Source organism: Bifidobacteriaceae bacterium (assembly GCA_031281585.1).
Taxonomy (GTDB): Bacteria; Actinomycetota; Actinomycetes; order Actinomycetales; family WQXJ01; genus JAIRTF01.
Genome location: JAITFE010000158.1, coordinates 36851 through 58910, shown reverse-complemented (window position 1 = coordinate 58910; position 22060 = coordinate 36851). Strand labels below are relative to the sequence as shown.

Here is a 22060-nt window from a genome sequence, read left to right as displayed (position 1 = left end):
GACCCAACACTCTGACCCCGCGTCAACGTCAAGCGGCCGTCCGCGAGCCAAACATCACTAGGGGTCAGTGTCTCGCGCCGCCGTCGCGGCGAGCGGTTCGGACGCGGCGTTGGACCTCGACCTGGGCATCGCTGAGCCGGTTGTCCAAAAGGGCGTCTAACACATCAGCCAAGCGGGGCGACCAGGTTCGGGCGATACCGGGCGGGAACGCTTGATCAGCCGCCTCATGCGCCGTGATGTAGGCATCGGCCAGCTTTTCGATCTCCTCCTCGGTCGCATCATCCGGCAGAGCGGCCAGATCCTTGTCGAGCGAATTGAGGGCCTGGAACTCCGGCAGCGTCGATAACGCGTCACCGTGGGCAAAGAGCCATTCGAGGCGGGCGCGGTCAGAGTCCGAGCCGAGCGCGGTGACGGCGTCAACCAGGACCCGGCTGTAGTCGCGCTCAAATTCAGTCAACTCCGCCTGTTCTTGCTTTACTAGCCTGGCGGCGAATTCCGGCTCCGCGTCGATTGTGGCACCGGTTCCCCTTATGCGGTCAATGGCTTTCTGCCGCTCGCGCGCGACTCGAATCTCAGATTGGAGCCGCCTATTCAGCTCCGTCAGAACCTCTTCTGAGGATTCGTCAACCGGTCTGCCGATAACGTCGGCGACCTGTTCTAGGCTCAGCCCCATTGCGGTGAGCCGTTTAACGCGAGTAAGACGGATGACGTCTTCTTCGCAGTACAGGCGATAGTTTCCCCAAGTGCGATCAGGCTCTGGAAGCAGCCCAATGCTCTCGTAGTAACGGACCGTCCTGGGCGTCAGGCCCACCATCCGCGCGAGTTCGCCAATCGTCAGGTCCACCCGGTCTCTCCAGTCCTTCCCCGTAGGACGTGCGTCCCTGGCGCGGAACGCATCGATTGCCTGGCAACAGGGTACAGGAACCCTGTGATCGCGCCGAGCGAGCCACATTCGGCGCGATTCGACTTACCAGCCACACCACCACGGCCACCGCCAGCGCCCCGATCCCGCCGGCGCATCCGGCAAGTTCGCTTGATCGCCAAACCGCGACGCCCACCAGGCAAACCGGCGCAAGCGCCGCCGCTCCGCCGAACGCGGCAAGCCATCTTGGTTCGCTTCCGCGTTCCCCGCCCGGGCCTTGCCGTCCCACGAGGCGAACCACCCACCGACCAAACTCCGCGATGGCAGCCGTCCGCAAGTTGGGTCTGCCGAGCCCTGCCCTAAGCGCGATGTATCCGTCCAAGGGAAGAAATGGAACCGCGTTTCCAGCCATCATCATCAGGTTGACCGCGATGAACGCCCTAATCACGCCAAGTGAGTTGGCGCCGGCCGCCATCGGCAGAAGGAGCGCGCCCACCTGGGCCTGCATTACCACCCCGGCAAGGGCGACATCGACTTGGGCCCGACGGCACAACGCAACGCTGCCGGAAACGTCGCAGTACAGAAGAGGCACCGGACCCATGAACATGAATCCGATCCCTCGGGAACTCACGCCTGCGCGGGTCATGACTAACCCGTGAGCGAGCTCGTGCAATCCCGCCACGCCAAGTACCAGGGAAGCTGCGAGCACAGCGTGAAACGGATCCTTGACACAAGCGGGCGGGGCCCAGCATAGGAACGCGACTTGCGCCATGAGTCCTGCCAGTCCAAGGCACAGGCCAAGGCGACCGCGCAGCAGCACCGCCAGCGGGGCGAGAAACGCCAGTAGCCGCGAGGGGTCGATCAGTCTGACGGCAACCGCGAGCGGCGGACGAAACGCGATCCGGGAGCGGCGTGGCGGACCCGAGACCGGACCCGCCCGTCCCACGCGGGACACCAGTCCCAATGCCTCCATTGACGCGAGCGCCCGCTCCACGGATTCGGCATTGCGACCACAGCCCAACATGTCGCAAAGGTCATCGGCGTCGCGCGGGTCGCCTTCGGCGGCTAGAGCGTCGAAGAGGCGACCCGCGTCGCGGCCGAGTTGGAATACTCGACAATCCGAACGGGAGACGAGGAGAAGACCGCTATCGGCCTGGAGCCGCGACGTTGTTCCCGGCGCGGGCCGGAAGCGTGTTAGCAAGGCACTCACCGTCTCACTCGTCTCCTCGGATCGAAGCGCCGAATCGGTTGGCGGTGATCACCACCAGACGAATGAAGGGGCTTCGGTGGCGTCAAATTCAGTCACGGTCAGGTCAAGCTGGATATCAGAGTCGGCGGTGTTCATGCCTTATATTTCCTTTCGGGCGATGTCTGCGCGAAGAACCTCGGGGCCCTTCGCTCTTGCATCATTCATTACAGGCTGTGACGTAACGTCAAGGTCAAGCCGGATCCTGACTTCGCGGCTTGTGCGCGCGGTTTTGCGGTCTGATCAGGGGGAATGGGCTGCCTGAACAGTCAATCGCGCGCAGGGAACCGTCGCGCGGTACGTGCCAGCGCCCGCCCTTGCCGGTCAGGCCGACTCTTGGTTTCGGTCGTTCGTGGTCGCGGCTCCAGGTGACGGCGCGGTGGTAGTGGACTTGGGTCGTTGGACCGTGCAAGGCCTCTCCGCCATGCTGGCCAAGATCAGACCCGAGGCCACGGCCGCTGCATTTGCCCATGTGCTGATGCAGGCCTCTACGGTTGATGCGGCAGAATTCGCCGATTACGGCCTACCCGCCGCCGGCACCGCGCGCATGGCGGAACGCCTTCGCGCCGCTGCCGCAAGCCTGTGAAGAACGCGCCAGATTGCGCTTTCTTGACCGCCCACCCGCAGGAGGCGGGAGCCGGATTGGGCGACTACCTGGGCGTTTGGTTCAACGCCCATGACGACGGCCGGGACCGCGAACTCGGCAAGCCGATGCGCGGGGTGGCCGAATGCTGGACCCAGGCCGACTACTCGGAATTGGTCGCGGGCGCACGCTTCTTCGTCAAAGAGGGCAGCCGCTCGGTGGGCGAGGGCACCGTGCTGGAAACTTGGGAAGTCGGCTACCCCTGACCAGCCGGGTGCCGACGGCAGCCCGGCGCGCAGCCGCAGTTGGTCAGCCGAAGAGGCGCGCCCACAGGCCTTTTCGCCTGGCGGCGCCGTTTTCCACCTGCGCGTGGCGGCCGTCGCACCACTGGGACGCGGGCACGCCCGCCTTGACTTGGTCGACGTGCTGGCCACAGCCGGCCCAGGTGGTCTTGCCGCACACTCGGCAGGTGACAGGACGGCACATAAGGGTTTCCTCTGCTTCTCCAGAAATGGGGACGGTACCTTTTTCGATTTGTGTCTTTGGGTTCTGCTGCTGACCCGCGCATCGCCCGCTCCGCTCCCACGCGCGGCGCCGCTTGGCCTCTCAGGCGAGCATCATGAAGAGTTTCTCGTAATCCTGGACGGTCATGCCCGCGTCAGCGTCCAGGCCGGGCGGGCCAGCAGCCTGGGCGGCGGCGGGATCCGGGGAGGTCCCCGCGCCCGCATCGCGGCTGAAACAGCGTTTCAAGCCGGAGGCCACTATGGCGAAGCCGGCACGGTCCACCGCGGCGGACACCGCCGCCAGCTGCGTGATGACCGCCCGGCAATCCGTGCCGGCCTCGACCGCTCTGATCACCGCGCCCAACTGGCCCTGGGCGCGGTTCAACCGGTTCAGCACTTGACGCCGGACGGCGGCCGGCTCCTGGGCCGCGACTGATTGATCGGCGGGGGTTTCGGTCATGGTTTTCCTCCAGTCGAGCGTTTCGCGCAGGGTTCGGTCATGGTTCTGCCCCGCAGTTCACCAGGTCGGAGACCGAGTCCCCCAGCCAGGCGCGCAGCGTCGCCATGCCGCCGGACAGCGTGCGTGATTCGAGCCCGGCGGCGGTCAGAATGCGGTGGGCGGTGTAGCTGCGGACGCCAGATTCGCACAAAACGGCTATCTGACGCCCACCGGCCAGTTCGCGTACTTCAGCCAGGCGCCCGCGCAGAGCAGTGTGCGGAACGTTGACCGCGCCCGCAAGGTGCCCGGCCGCGAACTCATCCGGTGAGCGCACGTCAAGCAGCAGGGCCTGGTTGGTCGCCCAATCCAATTCGTCGGACTGCCAGAGCCGGGTCTGGCCGGTGACCACGTTGTCAGCAACCAATCCCACCATTGTCACCGGGTCACGTGGAGCGCCGTACGGCGGCGAATAGCACAGGTCCAAGTCCATCAAGTCGGGGGCGGTCATTCCCGCCCGAATCGCCGTGGCGATCACGTCGATCCGCTTGTCCACGCCGACGGGGCCGACCGCCTGCGCTCCCAAGAGAGCTCCCGTGGCCGGGTCGAAGTGGGCCACCAGGTGCAGGCGCTGGGCTCCGGGCAGCCATTCGACGTGTTGCGCCGCGTGAACGTGCACGGTGGCGAACTCCCGCCCGGCGGCGCGCAAGGCGGCGCGGTTCGCGCCGGTCATCGCGGCCGTCAAACCGCCGACCCGCACTATGGCCGTGCCCAACGGCCTGGGGATGGCCCGCGCCCCCGGCGCCCCAATCGCGTCAGCAACCAAGCGGCCCGCGCGAACTGCGGGCCCGGCCAAGGCGACGGGCTTCCGGGTGCCCGTGACGGCATCGGTGCTGAGGGTGGCGTCCCCGACCGCCCAAACGTGCGGCAGGTTGGTCCGGCCGTGGTGATCGACCAGGATCGCGCCGCGCTCGGACACCACACCCGCAGCCTCGAAGGGGGCGGTGTCCGGTTTGGCGCCAACGCTCAGGAGGACCATGTCGGCGTCCACCACCTCGCCACTGGACAGGTGAACGGCGCTGTGCCGGACGGCATCGGACACCTTCTCAGCCTTGACGCCGGTGCGGACGTCCACGCCCAACCGGCGCAATTCGTCGCCGACCAGCCACGCCAACTCCGGTTCGAGAGGCGGTAGAACCTGGTTGGCCAGTTCCACCAGCGTGACATTCAAGCCGCGCGACCGCAGCGCCTCTGCGGCCTCAAGCCCAATGAACCCCGCTCCCAAGACAACTGCCCTGTTTGCGCCGCTGGCCGCGCCTTGGGCCAGCGCGCGCAGGACGGCGGCGTCTTCGATTGTGCGCAGGGCGCGCACGCGCGGATTCCGCGGGTTCTTCAGCCCGTCGCCGGGCGGGAGGATCGGCGTGGCGCCCGGGGCCAGGATGAGTTCGTCGTAGGGCAGGTCGAACTCTTGAGCGCCCGCCCGGACGCGCGCCGTCTGATCCTCCGGATTCAACCCCAGGACCTCATGTCCCACACGCACATCCAGCGCGAGTGCCGCTTCCAGAGACTCTGGCGTGTGCAGCAACAGGCTCTCTTGATCCGGGACCTCGCCGCCCAGGTAATACGGCAGCCCACAGCCCGCGAAGGAAACGTGCCGGCCCCTTTCGAGCACGGTCACCCGTGCAGACTCATCCAGCCGCCGCAGCCGCGCCGCCGCAGCCATTCCGCCGGCAACGCCGCCAACCACAACGATCCTCGGGCTCCGCATGCTACAACCATATACCCCTGGGGGTATTTGAGCCAATCCCTCGGCGTGCGGCGCTGGGACGTGCGGGCGTCGGCCCCCGCTACCCATGTTGCGGCGGAGATAGGCGTCGATCGACATGGATTGCCGTGGAAAGCCGCAGTCGCACCAAGAGCCGTCCCCATGAACCCATTCGCCCTCGCGTTCACCGTCACCCCGCCCGCGCTGGCGGCCGAGAACGGCAGACGCAGGCCTTCGGGCGGGCTTGGCAAACGGCCCGTGAAGCGCCCGCACGCACGCCTTCCCACAAGGGTCTTGACGTCGCCTGCTCCGCTGCCAGACCGCCCAACGGCATCGACGCCCTGCTGAACGACGAAGTGTTGACGTTTCTTCGCCGGGCCGAACGCCTTGATCTTGGCCACCTGACCGACATGGCCGTGGCTCAGGCGATCCAAGATCCGATCGCGAACGGGGGGAGGGTGGTCGCCCCGGAAGCGCTCAGTCCCCGAACCAGGACGGCCGGCGACGACCGGTACGATGCCTCCAGGAGTCGAGCCGCTAGCAAGACACCCCGCCCTGGCACACGCGGTTGTCGGATCGGGCCGGGTGACATCCGGAAGCTTGAAGGTAGAACTATGATCCGCCGACGAACCGTTCGGTGCTGGTTGCCGCTGAGCAGCGGCACCCTCGCCGCAAGCCTTGTGCTCGCCGGGTGCCACGGGGGAGGCTTCCCCGCTTCCCCAACTCCGCTGCACGACGCCACTCAAGATACCCCGGCAACAGGGGCGCCAACGGCCGCCGAGGCCGCCCGGCTCGGCATCCCGCTTGACACCGAGACGCCGCTCGGCGAGTACTTGCCCTACGCCAACGGGCCCGAGGGCAGCTATGCGGCGCAGCAGGCGCTTTACGCGCGGAATCACGATGCCGCCGAACAGGCGATCGCCCAGTGCATGAAGGAGCGCGGATTCGACTATCAGCCTGAACCGTGGGAGCCGGTTCCCCAGCCGATGGTCTTCCCTTCGGTGGATGAATTGCCTCTGCCCTGGCTGCCTGACACCCGTGAAGAGGTGGCGGCAAGAGGTTATGGCAAGCTCGCCGCGGAGGATTACGGCGACTCGGGCGAGGATCCGCCGAAGCAGCCCTACCGCGAAGCCCTGAATGACGCGGGAAAGGAAGCGTTCGACTTGGCCCTGACCGGCCCCGATCCCTACGCGCAAGACCAGGCAGACACGCCTGTCGCCTGCTCTTTGGTCGGCCAACAAGCGGCCTCCATCGACATGTCCGTTGATGCCGGAAACGCGGGCTACGACGCCTTTTGGCAGGAATTCGGGGACCTGCTGCTGGCCGTCAACGAAATGTCATTCGTCAAAGACGCCAAGATGCAGGCGCTCGTGAGCGAGTACCGGAGTTGCATGCTGGACGCGGGCTTCGACATAGCCGGCGGCAACATGCATTCCGCGGAGGAAGCCACGCCGTGGGCGTCCTTCGTGATGGCGTTGAGGACCAAGCCCGACGGTTCGCTGGGCAACTCGTGGACTCATTACGCCAGCGAGGAGGAGACGCCCGCCGACGAGCGCAGCCTCCTGGGCACCGACGGGGAACGGCGCATCGCCGTGGCGGACTTCGACTGCCGCCAAGCCACGGACTACGAAGCGGTCTTCCTCGAGGAGTATCTGTCTTGGGAGCAGGACTTCGTCGACGCCCACAAACCGGACCTTGAGAAAATGAAGGCCTACGCGGCCGCGTGACCAGGTTTCGGACCGGCTCGTGCGGTTCCCCCACGCCGACGGGGCCGGCTCAGTTCAAACCGACGGCATCCGCGGCGGCAAGCATCCCGTCGAGGTCCGCCCTGTGGGCGTCGCCGAAAGCTTGCTCGATCACGATTCGCCTGGCCAGCAGGCGGCTGAAATAGTCGGTTTGGGCCCCGCGTCGGCTCGGGGTGCTTGGCGGCTACTTCCCCCGAGCAACCTCCGGGTCCTTCGCTGCCCGGACCGTAGTCATGGCCATAAACAGCTCTGTCGTATTCGGCGCGGGCTTGCTCACCAAGCGAATCGGCATACCCGGCATTCGCGCCGGACACAGGTGTCTCTTCACCACTGGACGGAGCGGTCAGACCATGGCCCCGGCGTTCGACCTGACGACGATCGCCGGACAACAGCGGCAACGCGAGACTCGTGAAAGTCGCACCGATTGGCTGGGGTCCGGCGGGGCCGGAATCAGGTTCTTCGGGATAGCACTTCAACCCCGCAGCGGCCACGCAGTTCGCCAATTGCCCTTGGCTGTTTCCCTTCGCCCCTTGGCTGGTTAAATGTCGGTTGGGGTCTAATGATTGTGGTTTGCGGGTCCCAAGAGAAGTCGGCGGCGGAGCTGAAGCGCCGCCCCGCCGGCCATCAGCAGGCACAACACTCCCAGCGTCCGGGTGCCCGCGTGGTTCGCGCCGGTCACCGGCAGGTCGCCGCCGGACGGCGGCGAAGGCGGCGGCGCTGAAGACGGCGGCGAACCCGCGTCGGCCGCTAACACGCCGAACGGAGCCGAGTACAAACCGGACATCTCGCCGGCCAATTCCAACCGGTGGCCGCCCAGCGCGAAGTCGCCGGGAACCTCCCAGGAGAACGCCACGCGGCCGTCGCCGTCAGCCACGGCCTGGCCGACTCGCACCGGCTCAGAACGGACCACGGCGTCAACCCGCTCGCCCGGCTGGAAATTCAATCCCGCGAGCTCCAGCACCGAGCCACGCTCCGCCGTCGCAGACGCCACTACCCTTGGAACGCCGACCCGCCAGGTCACAGCGCTGTCCCCGGCGGTGGAAACCTGCTCGACCCGAAGCACGTCACCCTCCCTGGCGGCGGGCTGGAGCACGCATGACCAGCCGCCATCCGAACCGACCGCCACAGAGCACAACACGACGCCATCCAGCGACACGGTCACCGCAGCGCCCGGCGCCCCGAAGCCCGCCAACCGCGAACCGTCAGACACCCCCACGACCGAGACCTGCGCATTCGACGGAGACGCAGAGGCCGATGGGCCGGAGCTGGGATTGGGACCAGGGTCCGGGCTCGAAGAGGGACCAGGGCCCTGCGAAGGACCAGTCGAGGCGCTGGGATCCGGGCCAGACGACGGTGTTGGCGACAACCCCGGTTGGGGGCTGGAAGACGGGTCGGGACTGGAAGACGGGTCGGGGCCAGACGACGGACTCGGGTCAGGACCCAGCGACGGGTCAGGGCCCGCAGACCCGCTCGGCGACGGGTCGGGGCCAGGCCCGGAGGACGGGAGCGGGCCCGAAGACGGACTGGGGCGGGGCGACCCGCTCGGGTCCGGATCAGGGCCCGCAGAAGGATCCAGACTGCCGGGAACAGTTGGCGACGGATCGGAACTGGGGCCCGAAGACGGGCCGCCCGACGGCTCAGGGCTCGGGGAGAGCACCGGCTCGAACACCGCCACAGCCGGGGAGCCTTCCGTGATCGCCACACCCTCGGCCACAGCTGTCACGCCGTACCCGCCGGGAATCTCAGAGGTCACCGCCAAGCGAGCCGACCCGTCCACGGCCGTCACAATCGACACCACCGCCGGGCCCTCGGACAAACCAACCCGGACACCGACGGGAACCGAAAACTCCACGTCCCGGCCCGCCAAATAGGTACCGTCCCCATTTGTGACCCACGCCGTCACGAACACCGGCGAAACGCCATCGGCCGCACCGGGCCCGCCCGCCTCCAAACGCGATAAGCCAGGGCCGGAAACCGGCACCCGCGTCGGGTCCGCCGACTGGCTGGATGAAGGGCTCGGATCCGGGCCAGAGGTCGGTGACGGGCTAGGGGACGGATTCGCCGACGCGCTCGCTGAGAGGCTAGGGGACGGACTCTGAACGACGCTCGGGGAGGGGCTGGGCTCCGGGACGGGGCTCTCCGACGGGGAGGGCGACGGCTCCGGGCTCGCCGTCGGGCTCGGGGACGGGTCCGGCGTCGGGCTCGCCGTCGGGCTTGGGGACGGGTCCAGGGGCTGGGCGAACGCGACCACGGCCGGGGAGCCCTCCGTGATCGCCACCCCGTTGACGCGGGCGGTGACCGGATAGGACCCGGCGGCATCGGACGTCAGGGCCAACACCGCCGCGCCTGTCGCGTCCGTCGCCACCAGGATGACGGCCGGTCCCGGTGAGGATCCGGCGCGGACCCCGAAGGGGATTGAGAACGACACGTCGCGGCCCGCCAGCGGGGCGCCGGAACCGTTTGTCACGTGGGCCGTGACCGACCGGGTGGTGACGCCATCGGCGGGGGTGGCGGACCCGGCGGCCGCCTCCAGGCGCGACAGGCCGGGGCCCGAGACGGGCAACTCGCCCGGTGGCTCGAGCGCGGGCAGCCACTCCCATTCCAGGGTGCGGTTGAACCGCTCGACCGCCACCTGGCCCTGGTCGTTGACGGTGAAGACACCCGTCCAGTCGCCAACGCTGCCGGTGCGCCACAACACGGCGCCGGCTTGGTCCGTGATCACGAAGTCGTTGTCGGCTTGGAAGACCGCCTTGGCGGCGCCGGCGGTGGGCGTGGCCCGGACCTCGGCGCCGTCGTAGTACTCCACCAGGCGGCCGTCCGCCTCCCAAACCACCTTGACTCGGCCGTTCGGCGAGGTGATGGCGTCGCCCGGGGCCAACGTTCGACCAGGCGCCCAGAAGGCGCCCTCCGGCGGTCCGGCCACAATCCAGGCCGCCGCCTGGTCGGTTGTTTGGGCGGCCCCTTCCCCGCGTGCCGCCTGGGCCCAGATCCTGGACCAGCCGCCGGTGGCCCATGGCAGGTCGACCCGGTAGCGGCAGACGAACTCGCCGTCCACGGGCTGGGGATTCACGTCTGACAGGATGGTGAAGCCGGTGTGATAGCCGCACGTCACCGTGGTGGACGCGGAAACGTCCGAATCGGCCGCGTCGCGCGCGGCCAGGACCATGTCGATGACGGAACCGGTGGAGACCAGGAAGTCGTAATGCGCAGTCGCGCCGGTCAGCGTGGTGATCCTCCCGTCGCCGACTATCCGCTGCACCTGGAGCCGCAAGGGCGCCGGTCCGGTCGCGACGGGCGACTGCGGGACCGTCACAGGCGCGGCCCCCGCCGGGACGGCGGTCAAGCCCCCCACCAGATAGGTGCCCGCGCCCTCGGCGGAAGCCTGAGCGGCCGGAACCACACGCCCAAACACGTCCATCACCTGCGCGGAGGCGGGCAGCGTCACACCCCCGCCCCAGGTCACGGCCCGCACTTCGCCCTGCGAGCAGGTGGCGCCCTTCGCCTCCGGGTTGTCGCACGTGAAATACACCGTCTTGCCGGAGCCGTGGGTTTCGATCTTCGCCGCCGACATCCCCGCCAGATGACGCGTCACCAGGGACAGCGAGTAGTAGGCGGGGCGCGGCGACAAATCGTCCCGCGTGATTCCCCACAGGTACGAGTTCCCCTCCAGCAGTTCCTGCCAGTAGAAGACGAAGACCCTCTCGTAACCGGCCGCGAAGCCTTCCGCGTAGGTCTGCGCCAAGCGTTCGGCCTGGAGCTTTTCCGATGGGCGTTCGGATCCGGCCGCGTCGGCGTGGATGTCGACCCCGGTCTCCGTCAGCCACAAGGACTTGTCGGTCAGCCCGGCGGCCGGGGCACCCAGGCCGGCCGCGGTTGTCGCCTCTTGCGTCTTGTTTTGCGCGGCGAACTCAGTCAGGCCGGTGTTCCCGCCGGAGGCGTAGCCGTAGAAATGGTGGTTGCGCGTGTCGAAGTCGTTGGTCACGGCGTTGGCGTAGGTTTCAGTCTCATACCGGCCCACCGGGCCGGATGAGCCGATCAGGACGCGGATTTCCGGGCGGACCGACTTGACCCCGGCCGTGAACGCCTTCAGGCCGGAGGCGTATTCGAACGGCCGCCCGTTGAAGAATGAGCCGGCCTGCTCGTTCCAGTATTCGACCGCTTCCACCAGCGGCCCCAAATTGCGGGCGTATTCCTGCCCGAACTTGTACACCTGGGCGTAGTCCAAGGGGATGTTGGGCTCGGCGGCGCCGCCGGGGCGGGCGCACGCCGGCGCGTCCTGGAACACGTGCACCACGGCCAACCCGTTGTCCACGAAGTCTTCCGCGACCGCGCCGTAGGTCCGCACCGCGCTGTTGCCCAGATACCGCCCCTGCGTGTTCCACGTTTGGCAGTCGTAGACGTCGGCCCACCTCAGCCGGTCGCGGACGCTGCCGACCCCGGCTTTCGCGATCATTGACGCGGAGCGCCCGTCCCGGTACGCGGCGGCGTTTGGCCACGACAGACCCGCGTCCAACCCGAACCGCGCCTCTTGCGGGACCTCCCCGGCGGGCACGGCGGTCAGGGAGCTGGTCCAGGAACCCCGGGCGACGGCATCGTCCGATGCCGTGAACGTCGCCGTCACGTCGTAGTAGCCCTGCGCCACCGCGGGCACGGTCACCGCGGTGGACCCGTCGGCGGCGCGGACCGCCGACGCGCGGTACGCCTCCACGCCGTCCACGTCCGTCAAAACGACCTCGAGCGGGCCGCGGGCGGACGCGGGGGTCACGTTGAAGGCCCAAGTCGCGGATTCGCCTGCGGTGATCGCGACGGGCTGGTCGCCGGCGGGCGCCACGTGGGTGCTGGGCAGCGCCTCCACCGCCGCCACCCGCCACGTGCCGGAGATCGCGCCGCTGGAGGCGGCTGTGGCCCGCGCGGCCACCGAGACGGACGCCGCCCCGGCCGGAACCGGCAACGTGTCAGACCAGTCCAGCCCGGCGAAAGAGTGAATCCAAGGCCCGAACACCTTCGATCCCACCGTGGCGCCCTGCGCGTTCTTGAAGGTCACCACGACCTCGCCGCGCAAGCGTGACAAGTCGCCGCCCAACCGGGCGTTCAGCCGGACGGCCGCCAACCCGTCCACGGGGCAGACCACGGCCGCCGAGGTGACAGCCTGGGACGGCTCCGAGGCCGATGCCGTCAACTCGCCGACGGGTCCGGCGCAGACCAGCGGTTCCGGGCTTTGGGACGGGCTAGGAGAAGGGCTCGCCGACGGGCTTGGGGACGGATCCGGGCTGGGCTCCGGACTTGGCTCCGGGCTGGCCGAGGCGCTCGGGGAAGGGCCGGGCGCGGCCTCGAACGAGAAATCCGCCTCGCCGACCACATCCGAGCCGATCCGCACAATCAGATGAACCGTCGCGGACGCGTCAGCGGACACCGCCACCGCCGCCACGCCCAACGCCGAGGACGCCATCGCCAAAGGATTCGCGTCCAGACGCCCGCCCGTGGCCGGGTCGACAAAGAACGCCGAAGCAGCCGGGGACAACTCAAACGAAACCTCCACGTCGCCCCGCGGCAAACCCGCCACGTCCGTCACCGCCACCGACGCGGCGTGGACCCCGGACGCCGGATCGACCACACCCGACGAACCCTGGAACGACAACCGGATCGCCTCCAAGTCCAGAGCCGCCGGCCAGCTTTCCGGCGGGTTCAGGCCAACCGCCGCCACGACCTCCGAATCAAGCAGCGCCGGGTCGTGAACACCGCCCTTGAAGTCCGCGAACAGGCCGAACGCGCCGTTGTAGCTCCACACGGCGCGACCCAAGTTGCGTTCCTCCAGGAGCTTGGTCATGGAGCTGAGCCAGGTCAGACGGTCGGCGCGGGGCGCCTCCCCCCCGTACACGCCGTACTCGCCCGCGTAGACGGGCACACCGCGCATGTTCGCGAACAACGCCACGGTGTCGAGCCGTTTGGCCAGATAGGCGACGGTGCCCTTCTCCGCGTAACGCGTCCAGTCGTCGTGGCCGTAGACGCTCAACCCCTGGGGCTCCTCCTCCGGCCAGCGGGCCGGATCCCATGGGAACGGAATGCCCATGCCGGCCAGCACGCCCGCAGAGGTGGCGGGGGTGCCCTGCATGGTGAAAATGCCCGGCTCATAGAAGTGGAATGTGTAAATGATCGGCCCGTCATCCGTGTACAGGTCCTCGTAGCGCGGCAGGACCTCCACGTCCTGGGTCCACTGCTGCACGTCGAACAAGAATGTGGAGTTGCCCGCGACATGGCCCACGATGATCGGATGAAGCTTGTCCTTGCCGCGAATGGCCCGGACCGCGTCTTCCTGCGCCTCGCCCCACAGTTTGGTCGACGCGCGCGACGCGCTGCCCTGCGGGGGGACCGGTTCGTTCAGGACCTCGAAGTACAGCATGTCGGTTGGATAGGCCGTGTAGTCCCCGTAATGCTCGGCGACCTGCTCCCAGATGGGCGCCAAACCGTCCGTCAAGTCCGTGAACTCAATGGTCGTCTTGGGGTGGTAGTCGATCACCACCTTGATTCCGCGCGCGAACGCCCAGCCGATGGCCCGGTCAAGGGCCGGCAACAGCCGGGAATCCAACTCGTAGCCGTTCTCGGCGGAAGACATTCCGTTGAAGTCCACCGCGATGCGCACATGGTCAATGCCTAGTTTCCGCATCGTGTCGAAGTCGGCCTCCGTGTACCGGTTCAGGTGGGACTGCTCATCCAAGAACGGCCAGTCCGGCACGCCGTCGCCCGTCAGATCGACGCCTTGGAACCAGTGATGCAGGCTGACGCCCTTGTGCAAGCCGGAATCCAACGGCGCGGGGTCTCCGCCCGGTTCCGGCCACACCGCCTCTACCGGCCCGAACACAACCCGCGCGGGCGAACCCTCGGTGATCGTGACGCCGTCCACCACCGCGCTGACCGAGTACCACCCAGGCGCCCCGGACAGGGCCAGCACCGCCGCACCCTGCGCGTCCGTGGTCACGGACACGAAGGCCGGACCTGAAGTCAAGCCAGCCGTGACGCCATGGGGGATTGAGAACGCGACTTCGCGGCCCGGCAAGACGGCGCCGTCCCCGTCTGTCACGTACGCCGTGACCGTCGAATTGGACACCTCAAGGCGCGTCAGTCCCGGACCTGAAACCGGCGGCTCTGACTTTGGCCAGGTTGACGGCGGGTTGAAGCCGATCGCGTCGAGTGCCTTGAGGTTGAGTTTGTCCGGGTCATGGGTGCGTGTCTTCCAATCGAAGATGCCGAACCCGTACGTGTAGTCCCAGACCGCGCGGCCTATGTTCCGCTCTTCCAACAACTCGGTCACGGTCCTCAACCAGGTCAGGGCGTCATCCTCGGGCGCCGCCCAGTAAAGGCCGTACTCCCCGCACCACACCGGCACGTTCCGGTCCCGCGCAAATTGGACCACCGCGTCCATCATGGCCGTCAGGTACTCCACGCTGGCGTTCTCCGGGTAGGTCGCCCACAGTGCTTTGTCCGCCTCGGTGACGCCGGCCGGCGCAGTGGCCGGCCATTCGGCCTCCGGGTCCAGCGGGAACGGCATTTCGATCTGTTGCGTCCATCCCCGCAGCCCTTGGTGGGTGAACAAAGCGGGCGTGTAGAAATGGAAAGTGTAAACGAACGGGCCCGGGTACTTGTCCTCATAGCGGGGCAGCGCGTCCGCCAGGTTGACCAGGTTCCCGCTTTCGCTCAGAACATGGGTCACCACCACAGTGTGGGTCTGGTCCACCTGGCGGATCTCCGCGACCGCGGCCTCCTGCAGGGCGCCCCAATCGGCCGCCGTCGCCGCGATGCCCCGGTCAGGCTCGTTCAGGATCTCGTAGTAGACCGAATGGGCCGGGTAACCCTTGTAGTGTTCGGCGACTTGGCGCCAGATGGCAGGCAGGCCCTCCGCCAATTCGGTGAACGGCGGCGCGTTCACGGGGTGGTAGTCGATCACCACTTTGATACCGCGGTCATTCGCCCACTTGATAGCCCCGTCCAACGGACCCCACAAGCGCGAATCGATCTGGTAGTCGTCCCCCGCCGGGGCCAGCTGGTCAAAGCTCACCGGCAGGCGCACATGATCCACGCCCAGGTTCTTCAACACGTCGAAGTCGGCCTCTGCGTACGGGTAGGGGTCGCCGGGAGGATTCAGGAACGGCCACTCCACGCCGCCGTCCCCGTCCACATCGGTCGGCTGGAACCATTGGGCCAGATTGACGCCCTTGTTCAGCCCGGAGGCGACTGGGGCGGCGGCGGCGACCGTCATGTCAGCCGACCGCGCGTAGGCGGCGTAATGGTTGGGCCAGAAGGTGACTGCCATGGCGCTGAGACGTTTGCCCAGGTCGTCTTGGGTCACCGTGTAGGTGGCCGCGGTCGCGCCGTCAATCACCGAGTCGTTCCGGTACCACCGCCACAAGAGCTGGGTCTGGGTGTTCGCCGTGGCGGATGGGTGGCCGCCGACGGCGGCCAAGGTGGTGCCGGGGGCGACTGTGCTCGGGGCCGCCGCGTCGGCGGAGCCCGCCTCCGGGGTGCCGTTCGCGGCCGCGATCGTCACCGTGACCGGGCCCAGGCGCCAGCGGACCTCGCCCGAATCGGCGAGCAACGCCAGCGAGCCGTCGTCCAACACGGCCAGCCAGGCGACCTGAGCGTCCCCGCCGTGCGTGGCCCAGCGCACCGTGCCGTCGGCGTTGTAAAGCACCAAGTTGCCGCCGTTGGAGAAAACCAATCTGGTGGCGCCGTCGGTGTCCGCCCGCCACGTCTCACGCCCGTCCTGGCGCAACTCAAGCTTGCCGTTCTCCAGCCAGGTGAAGACAGTCCCGCCGTCTGGCGACCGCAACTGGTCGCCGGGCGCGAACACGTGTCCCAGCTGTGCGAACGACCCGGCGGGAGGCCCGCCCCGCAATGCCACTCGCACCAGGTCGCCGCCCCCGGAGGCGGTCTTGACCACCGCATAGCCGCTTTGCCCGGTCGCCAGCCCCGCCCGGAAGCGGCAGGTGAACACGCCCGCCACCGCCGTTGGCGACGCCTGCCCCAACACCTCTAGGCCGGGCCCCGCCTCGCATGCCACCTGGACCAAGCCGCTCGCGTCATCCCGCTGCGCGGTCCAGGCGCGCGCCGCCACGGTGACTTCATCGCCCACCCCGGCCGTCACCTCGGCGTTGCGGGTGGACCCGCTCTGTGGGACGGGTGGCGCCGCGCCGCCTACGGTCACGCCCGCGACCTCCAGGTGCGCGGCCGGCACGGCGGCGGCGGGCGCGGCCGTCGGCGTGCTCACCGACTCGACCCCGCCCGGCAGTTGCGCAATGCCGGTCACCAGGTACGGGGCCGCGCCCGTCCGGGTGGCGGCCGCAACGCTGGCCGCACGTCCGAACACGTCTGCCACGACGGCATCGGCGGGCAGGTTTGCCCCTCCGCCCCACGTCACCGCCGCGTAGGCGCCGTCTGCCCGCTGGAAGTAGACGGTCCGGCCGCCCTCGCCGTGGGTCACGGTCGCCGCCACCTTGGCGCCGGCCAGGTGGTCGGTCAGGACGGCCAGCGCCAAGGCCGCGGGGCGCGGGGACAGGTCCTTCCGCACAATGCCGAAGGAACCGTGATCGGGCTCGTTGTGCTCCTGCCAGGCGAACTCGAAAACCCGCTCGTACCCGGCGGCGAACCCCTGCGCGTAGCTCTTGACCAGGTATTCGGCCTGTTTGAGCTCGTCTGCGGCGAAGGAGCCGGCGGCGTCCCGGTTGACGGCGTAACCGGTCTCCGTCAGCCAGCCCGGCTTGGCGGCCACGCCGGCCGCCGCCTCCACCTGGGCGATCGACGCGGACATGGCCGGCCACGGGTTCGTCATAGCGGACGGGTCCGCCAAGCGGAACTCCACCAGGTCCGTCGGTTCGCCGGAGTTGAAGGGGTTGCCCCGGTAAAAGTGCTGGTTGCGGACGTCGAAGTAGGGAGCGGCGTTGTTGGCGTAGACCTCCTCCATGAACAGCCCCGGATAATCCGCCGAACCGCCCATGACCACCCGGACCGGATCCTGGCCCGGCTTCAGCGCGACCGACTTGACGCCAGCCGCGAACGCCTTCAGAAAGCTCGCGTACTGGTACGCGTATCCCCTGAAGAAGGCGGTCGCGTTCGGCTCGTTCCACACCTCGACCGAGCGTTGTCCGTTCGCCAGCGCCCACTCGGCGTAGGCGCGGCCGTAAGAATAGGCGGCGTCGTAATCGGTGGGCGCGGCCGTGGCGTCCTGGTTGGCCCCGGGCCGCGCACACGCCGGAGAGCTCTCGAACAGCTGCACGTCCTCAACGCCAACGGCTTTCAGTTCGGCGTTGACCAGTTTGGCACGGCCGCCGCCGGGCTCGCTCCAGTCTGCGCAATCAGGTTGCGCCTCGCCCCAGGCCATCCGGTCGCGGGCCGAGCCGACGCCCAGTTCGGCCAGCATGGCGGCCGAGCGGCGCGAAACCTCGGCCGGGGAAGACCGGAAACTCAGTTGCGCGTCAACGCCAAACCGCTGGTCAACGACGGGTTCTGCGGCCGGGAGCACCGCGAATGAGCTGTCCCACACGCCCCATTCGCCTCCGGCGCCCCTGAACCGCGCCGCCACGGTGTAATACCCCACGCCCAGTTGGTCCAGGCCACCGCCCTGAACTCTGATCGGAGAGTCTCCGCTGGCGGCCGTCCGCGTGACGGTCCGGGCGGCGACTTCCTCTCCGGCGAGATCTTTGACCTGGAACTCAAGGGTTCCGGACACCGCGGGCACGGGTTCGAAGCTCCAGGAGGGGGAGGCCTCGCCTCGGCGGAACAGGGTCTGCTCAAAGCTGTAGGACTGGGAGCCGAATGTCTCCCCGACGGGGTCCAGCACCACGCCCGGCCGCACCGCCACGTCTGACAGCGTCAGCGTCCCCTCCCTGGGGGTTTGCGCCTCCGATTTGACCGTCGCAGACAGCCTGACCGTCGCCGCGTCTTGCGGGACCAGCACTGATTCGTCCAGCCGAAGGCTATCGAACTGGCCGAACCAGGAGCCCACCCGGTAGCGGTGGACGCTGCCGACCTGGGCCATCTTCGCCGACAGTTTCGCCTCGCGGCCGCCCGCCGCCCCGCGGACGTTGAGCTCATCGCCGTTGGCGTCGAAGAAGCGCACGTCAAGCGACCCCTCCGCCCATTCCAGGGTCGAATCAACCATCGCGCTGATCGTGACCGCCTGCTGGCCGTCCGGCAGCGGGCAGACCCAGGCGCCGGCCGATTCGGCCGCAGGCACCCGGACCACCAGTTGGTCGCCCCCGCCGGCTGAGTTCGCGCAATTCGCCAACACGTCCGCCACCTGCACGGCACCCAAGTCCAGCACTTTGGCTTTCCCGCCGCCGTCGAACTCCACCAGGCCGTCGCAGGTCCCACCCCAGTCGGACGGCACAGCGTACAAGTGCACTGCCTGTTCTCCGCGCTGCGCCACCGGGATGGTCAGGTTCGTGAAGTAGTACGCGCCCCCCACGACGTTCGGATACCACTCCCCGGCCACCTTCCAGGTCGAATTGTTTGCCGCGTATGGCGAACTGAAGCCGTAACGTTGGCTCAGGTCGGCGTTCTCACAGGTCGCCCCCACGGTCGCCACCATCCGCGAGACGCCGGCCAGGGCTTGCCAGTCGAACGCCCACGCCTGGGCGATCCGCACCTTGCCGGGCTCGGGAGAAGTCAAGTCCGCCGCGGCGATCCAGCCCTTCAACCGCGAGTGGGTGACCTGCACCCAGTCCTGCGCCAAGGCCCGCCCAACGGCTTCGTAGGCGACAACCGTGATCCGCCGGCCCTCCAAGCCGCCGTTCCTCAGGTCTTTGGCCGTCACCGCGTACTCGGGGCCCTCGCCAATCCACTGGCTGTCAGACGTCTCCAAGTCGTACCAGCGGTAGTGGGCAATCCCCTCGATGTCCGTTTGGACCCCCACCGTCTGGCCCAGGTAGGCGGACCCGGCGATCTTGAACTCGCCGGCCGCGCGGCCGGTCAGGCCGACCCTCACCCGGTCCTCGAGCCCGTCCCAGGCGGCGGTCGCGGAGACGAACCCCGGCACCGACCAGGTGTAGATCCCGTCCGCGTAGGTCTGGACGTGCCCGGGGACGTCCCCCACCACGTTGAACTGGCAGCGGTAGCCGCCGGATATGGCCGCCGATGCCGTCTGGTCGACCTCGATCCCCGGCCCGGCCTGGCACGCGAACCGAATGTCCGGGTCGCCCGACACGTCCAGGTTGTCCGCCCCGGCCCGCGCTTGCACGTCCAGGGTGAGCACGTCGCCGGCTTTGACGCCCAGCACGGCCTCCCTGTCGACTTCGTGGTCAATCCCCTGCGGTTCCGGCACCGGGTTCTTGTAGGCGGTGCGCGGCGGCGGGTCCTGCCCGTTGATCTTGACTCCGCCGGACCCCAGCCGGAACTGAGCGCCCTCCGAGATCTGCGCCGAGGCCTCCCCGCCGGACCCGGGCGCGGTCACCGGGACGGAGTTCCCGTCCAAGGTCACCCCGGACACCAGGAACGGCGAGTAGGACTCAAACGCCGTCCGGGCGGGGGCCAGCGCGTCGACGGCCCGCCCGTACATGTTCTTGGCCGTGGCGTCCGGGCCGAAGCTGGCCAGCGTCTTGGAGCCGTCCCAGGTGACGGCGGTCTGGTCGGCGAAGTAAACGGTGGTGCCGGTGTAGAAGCCAGCCCCTTGGGTGGTCTCGACTTTCACAACCTGCTTGTCTTGGACGTGGCGGATCAGCGCCGCCGTGGCGGCCAGCGCCGGACGCGGCGACAACACCTGCGAGCGCCCGTCCCGGTAGGTGTCGCTTTTCTCGTTGCGCGTCAGCCCCCACACCGCCGCGCACACGTCGGTGTTGCTGGTTTGCGGGCACTGTTCCAACAGGGTTTGCCAGTAGAAGGCGTAGACCCTTTCGGCCCCCCCGGCGAACGCCGCCGCGTAGGACTGGACCACCCGCTCGGCGGCCTTCTTCTCCTCCGCCGCCAAGTCGAAGCCCCCGGCGGTCGGCTTGTAGGAGTCGGCCAGCTCCGTTATCCAGACCGGCTTGTCGCCAACGCCGCCAGCCTGGTCAATGGCTCGCTTTGTGCCCACGTCCACCTGGGGGGTGCCGCCTGCCAGCTTGTCCACGTCGAACCAGCCCACGTTGGGGTGGGGCGAGGACGGGTACCAGTGCTCGTTGCGGGTGTCGAAAGAGTCCGCGGTGTTGTTCCCCAACACCTCCTGCTCGTACAGCGCGCCAGTCCGGTCTTTCAACCGGTAGCCCTCAGTGTTCATGGGGGTGTAAGAGCCGGTCAGCACCCGCATTTCCGGGTGGACCGACTTGACCCCGGCGGCGAAGAACTTCAACACGGACGCGTATTGGTACGGGTGGCCGGAGAAGAATTGGGACAGGACCGGCTCGTTCGCCACCTCGATCGAAGTGACGTGGGGCCACATCTTGGTGGCGAGCATCTTGCCCTGCGCGAACGCCTCGTCCAGGTTGTAGGGCTGGACCACGCTGGCGCGGTAGCCGGCGGAGTTGCTGACCGTCACGACCTCCAAGCCGCCGTCTTCTGCCAGCACCCGAGCCACGTTGTCCATGCAGCGGACTTCGCCTTCGCAGCTGGCGGTGCCGGCGGCCTCCAACTCGGCCAGCCGGAACCGGTCCCGGACCGAGCCCAAGCCCAGCACCCGCATCCATTGGGCCTCTTGCCGGATCTGCGCCAGGCTGTGCTCCGACCAGGTCAGCCCCGCGTCCACGCCGAAGCGGCGGGTCGCGTCCTGGTCCACCAGCCCGTCCACCAGCACCACCGCCCCCGTCCAGTCTGACGCGCCGGGGAAGGCGGCCGCCACGTCGTAATATCCGGGCTGAAGGGTCCCGGCGGGGATGTTCACGGTCAAACCGGCCCCGGCGCGGGTCGCCGGGTGGCTTGTCACCACGCCGTCGTCTCTGGTCAACGTGAAGGTCAAGGATCCCGCCGCGTCCGCGGGCTCGACTTGAAAGCCCCACGCCAGCGGCTCTCCGACCGTCGCCGCGAACGGCGCCGTCCCCTTTTCCGCCTCCCGCAGCACAACGTTCGGCGCGTCCCCGTCGTTCTCATCCGCCGATGCCGTCAAGTTGGCCACCAGCCCCACCCCGACCACCAGCGCCACGGCCGCCCCGGCTCCCAAGAGCGCCCGGTACGCCCGGAACGCCCTGCTCCAACGCGTGGACATGGCCTACACCTCTGCTTCTCTGGGTCGGACGACTCCGGCAAGAGACTCCGCCGGAGCCCCGGCGCTGGCTCGCGTGGCCGTCGAGCGGGGACGGCGCCTTCGCAACATAGAGGATTACCTTTCACGAGGGCATGAAAACGGAAACTCCCCCTGAGTCAACCTGGGGCCCCTTTGGCGGCGCGTCCCCCAGATGGGGGACAGCTAGGCGCAACGGCCCAGGCCAGCGCGTTGACGGGCCGCCAATCCGTAAATCCCGGGAAATGGTGGGGAATACCGCCCTTCAGGCAACTGCCGGCGGCGCGGCTGTGGCGAGGCCCGCTCGCCGGGGAAGTTTGGGGTACCGGCCCGGCGGCCCGGCTAGCGTGTGCTTGCGCCGCTGCTATAGCGAATCCGCACCCCCAACCGCCGAGCGAGCGCGCGCGCCGGACCGGTACCCCATTGACCAGTCCTTGAACCAAACGGGGGGCGGCACACACCATAGGAAGTGACCCAGTCCGTACTTCGAGCCCTGGAAACTCGAATAATCCAATTCGGTCAATGACCCCGTGCGTCCCGACCACCGCCCAATTGAGACCCGCGTTTTTCGGTAACGCCGTCTGGCCGCGCGCGGCCCTTAAGGCCGCCGCGCTCGCCAGGCCCCTTTTGCGGCAAGGACCCCAACCCGACCGCTATCAGCACCCGAAAAACGCCGATCGTCTCAGGGCGCCTTGGGAGGTGTTCTGGACGAACGGGGTGATTACTAGCCAACCGCCTTCG

8 protein-coding genes are annotated in these 22060 nt (G+C 68.4%); 3 read left to right on the top strand and 5 right to left on the bottom strand.

The window, feature by feature from the left end:
• Nucleotides 1-64: 64 nt before the first annotated feature.
• Nucleotides 65-844, bottom strand: coding sequence for a MerR family transcriptional regulator (locus LBC97_16385; protein ID MDR2567594.1), 780 nt, complete (start codon nt 842-844; stop codon nt 65-67).
• A 1688-nt stretch (nt 845-2532) separates the two neighbouring features.
• Here LBC97_16385 and LBC97_16380 point away from each other — a divergent pair.
• Together LBC97_16380 and LBC97_16375 are read left to right on the top strand one after the other, a co-directional pair.
• A complete protein-coding gene (locus tag LBC97_16380) occupies nt 2533-2694 on the top strand; it encodes a hypothetical protein (protein ID MDR2567593.1) in 162 nt (53 codons plus the stop codon).
• A 23-nt stretch (nt 2695-2717) separates the two neighbouring features.
• Nucleotides 2718-2957: a hypothetical protein gene (locus LBC97_16375; GenBank protein ID MDR2567592.1), complete on the top strand. Its 240-nt coding sequence runs from the start codon at nt 2718-2720 to the stop codon at nt 2955-2957.
• A gap of 43 nt (nt 2958-3000) precedes the next feature.
• Here the strand turns inward: LBC97_16375 and LBC97_16370 are convergent, their stop codons facing one another.
• From LBC97_16370 to LBC97_16360, 3 genes are all read right to left on the bottom strand, one after another.
• Nucleotides 3001-3177 carry a hypothetical protein gene (locus LBC97_16370; GenBank protein MDR2567591.1) on the bottom strand — a complete coding sequence of 59 codons (177 nt, stop codon included), beginning with the start codon at nt 3175-3177 and terminating at the stop codon, nt 3001-3003.
• Nucleotides 3178-3297: 120 nt separating this feature from the next.
• Nucleotides 3298-3654 (bottom strand): metal-sensitive transcriptional regulator, encoded by a 357-nt coding sequence (locus tag LBC97_16365; GenBank protein ID MDR2567590.1) that lies wholly within the window; start codon nt 3652-3654, stop codon nt 3298-3300.
• A gap of 37 nt (nt 3655-3691) precedes the next feature.
• The gene (locus LBC97_16360; protein MDR2567589.1) at nt 3692-5398 is read right to left on the bottom strand and encodes an FAD-dependent oxidoreductase; all 1707 of its coding nucleotides are present in this window, start codon (nt 5396-5398) and stop codon (nt 3692-3694) included.
• A 611-nt stretch (nt 5399-6009) separates the two neighbouring features.
• On the opposite strand from LBC97_16360, the gene LBC97_16355 reads away from it, so the two are divergent.
• The gene (locus tag LBC97_16355) at nt 6010-7122 is read left to right on the top strand and encodes a hypothetical protein (protein MDR2567588.1); all 1113 of its coding nucleotides are present in this window, start codon (nt 6010-6012) and stop codon (nt 7120-7122) included.
• A gap of 574 nt (nt 7123-7696) precedes the next feature.
• Here the strand turns inward: LBC97_16355 and LBC97_16350 are convergent.
• The gene (locus tag LBC97_16350) at nt 7697-21304 is read right to left on the bottom strand and encodes a cellulase family glycosylhydrolase (GenBank protein MDR2567587.1); all 13608 of its coding nucleotides are present in this window, start codon (nt 21302-21304) and stop codon (nt 7697-7699) included.
• Nucleotides 21305-22060: the final 756 nt, after the last annotated feature.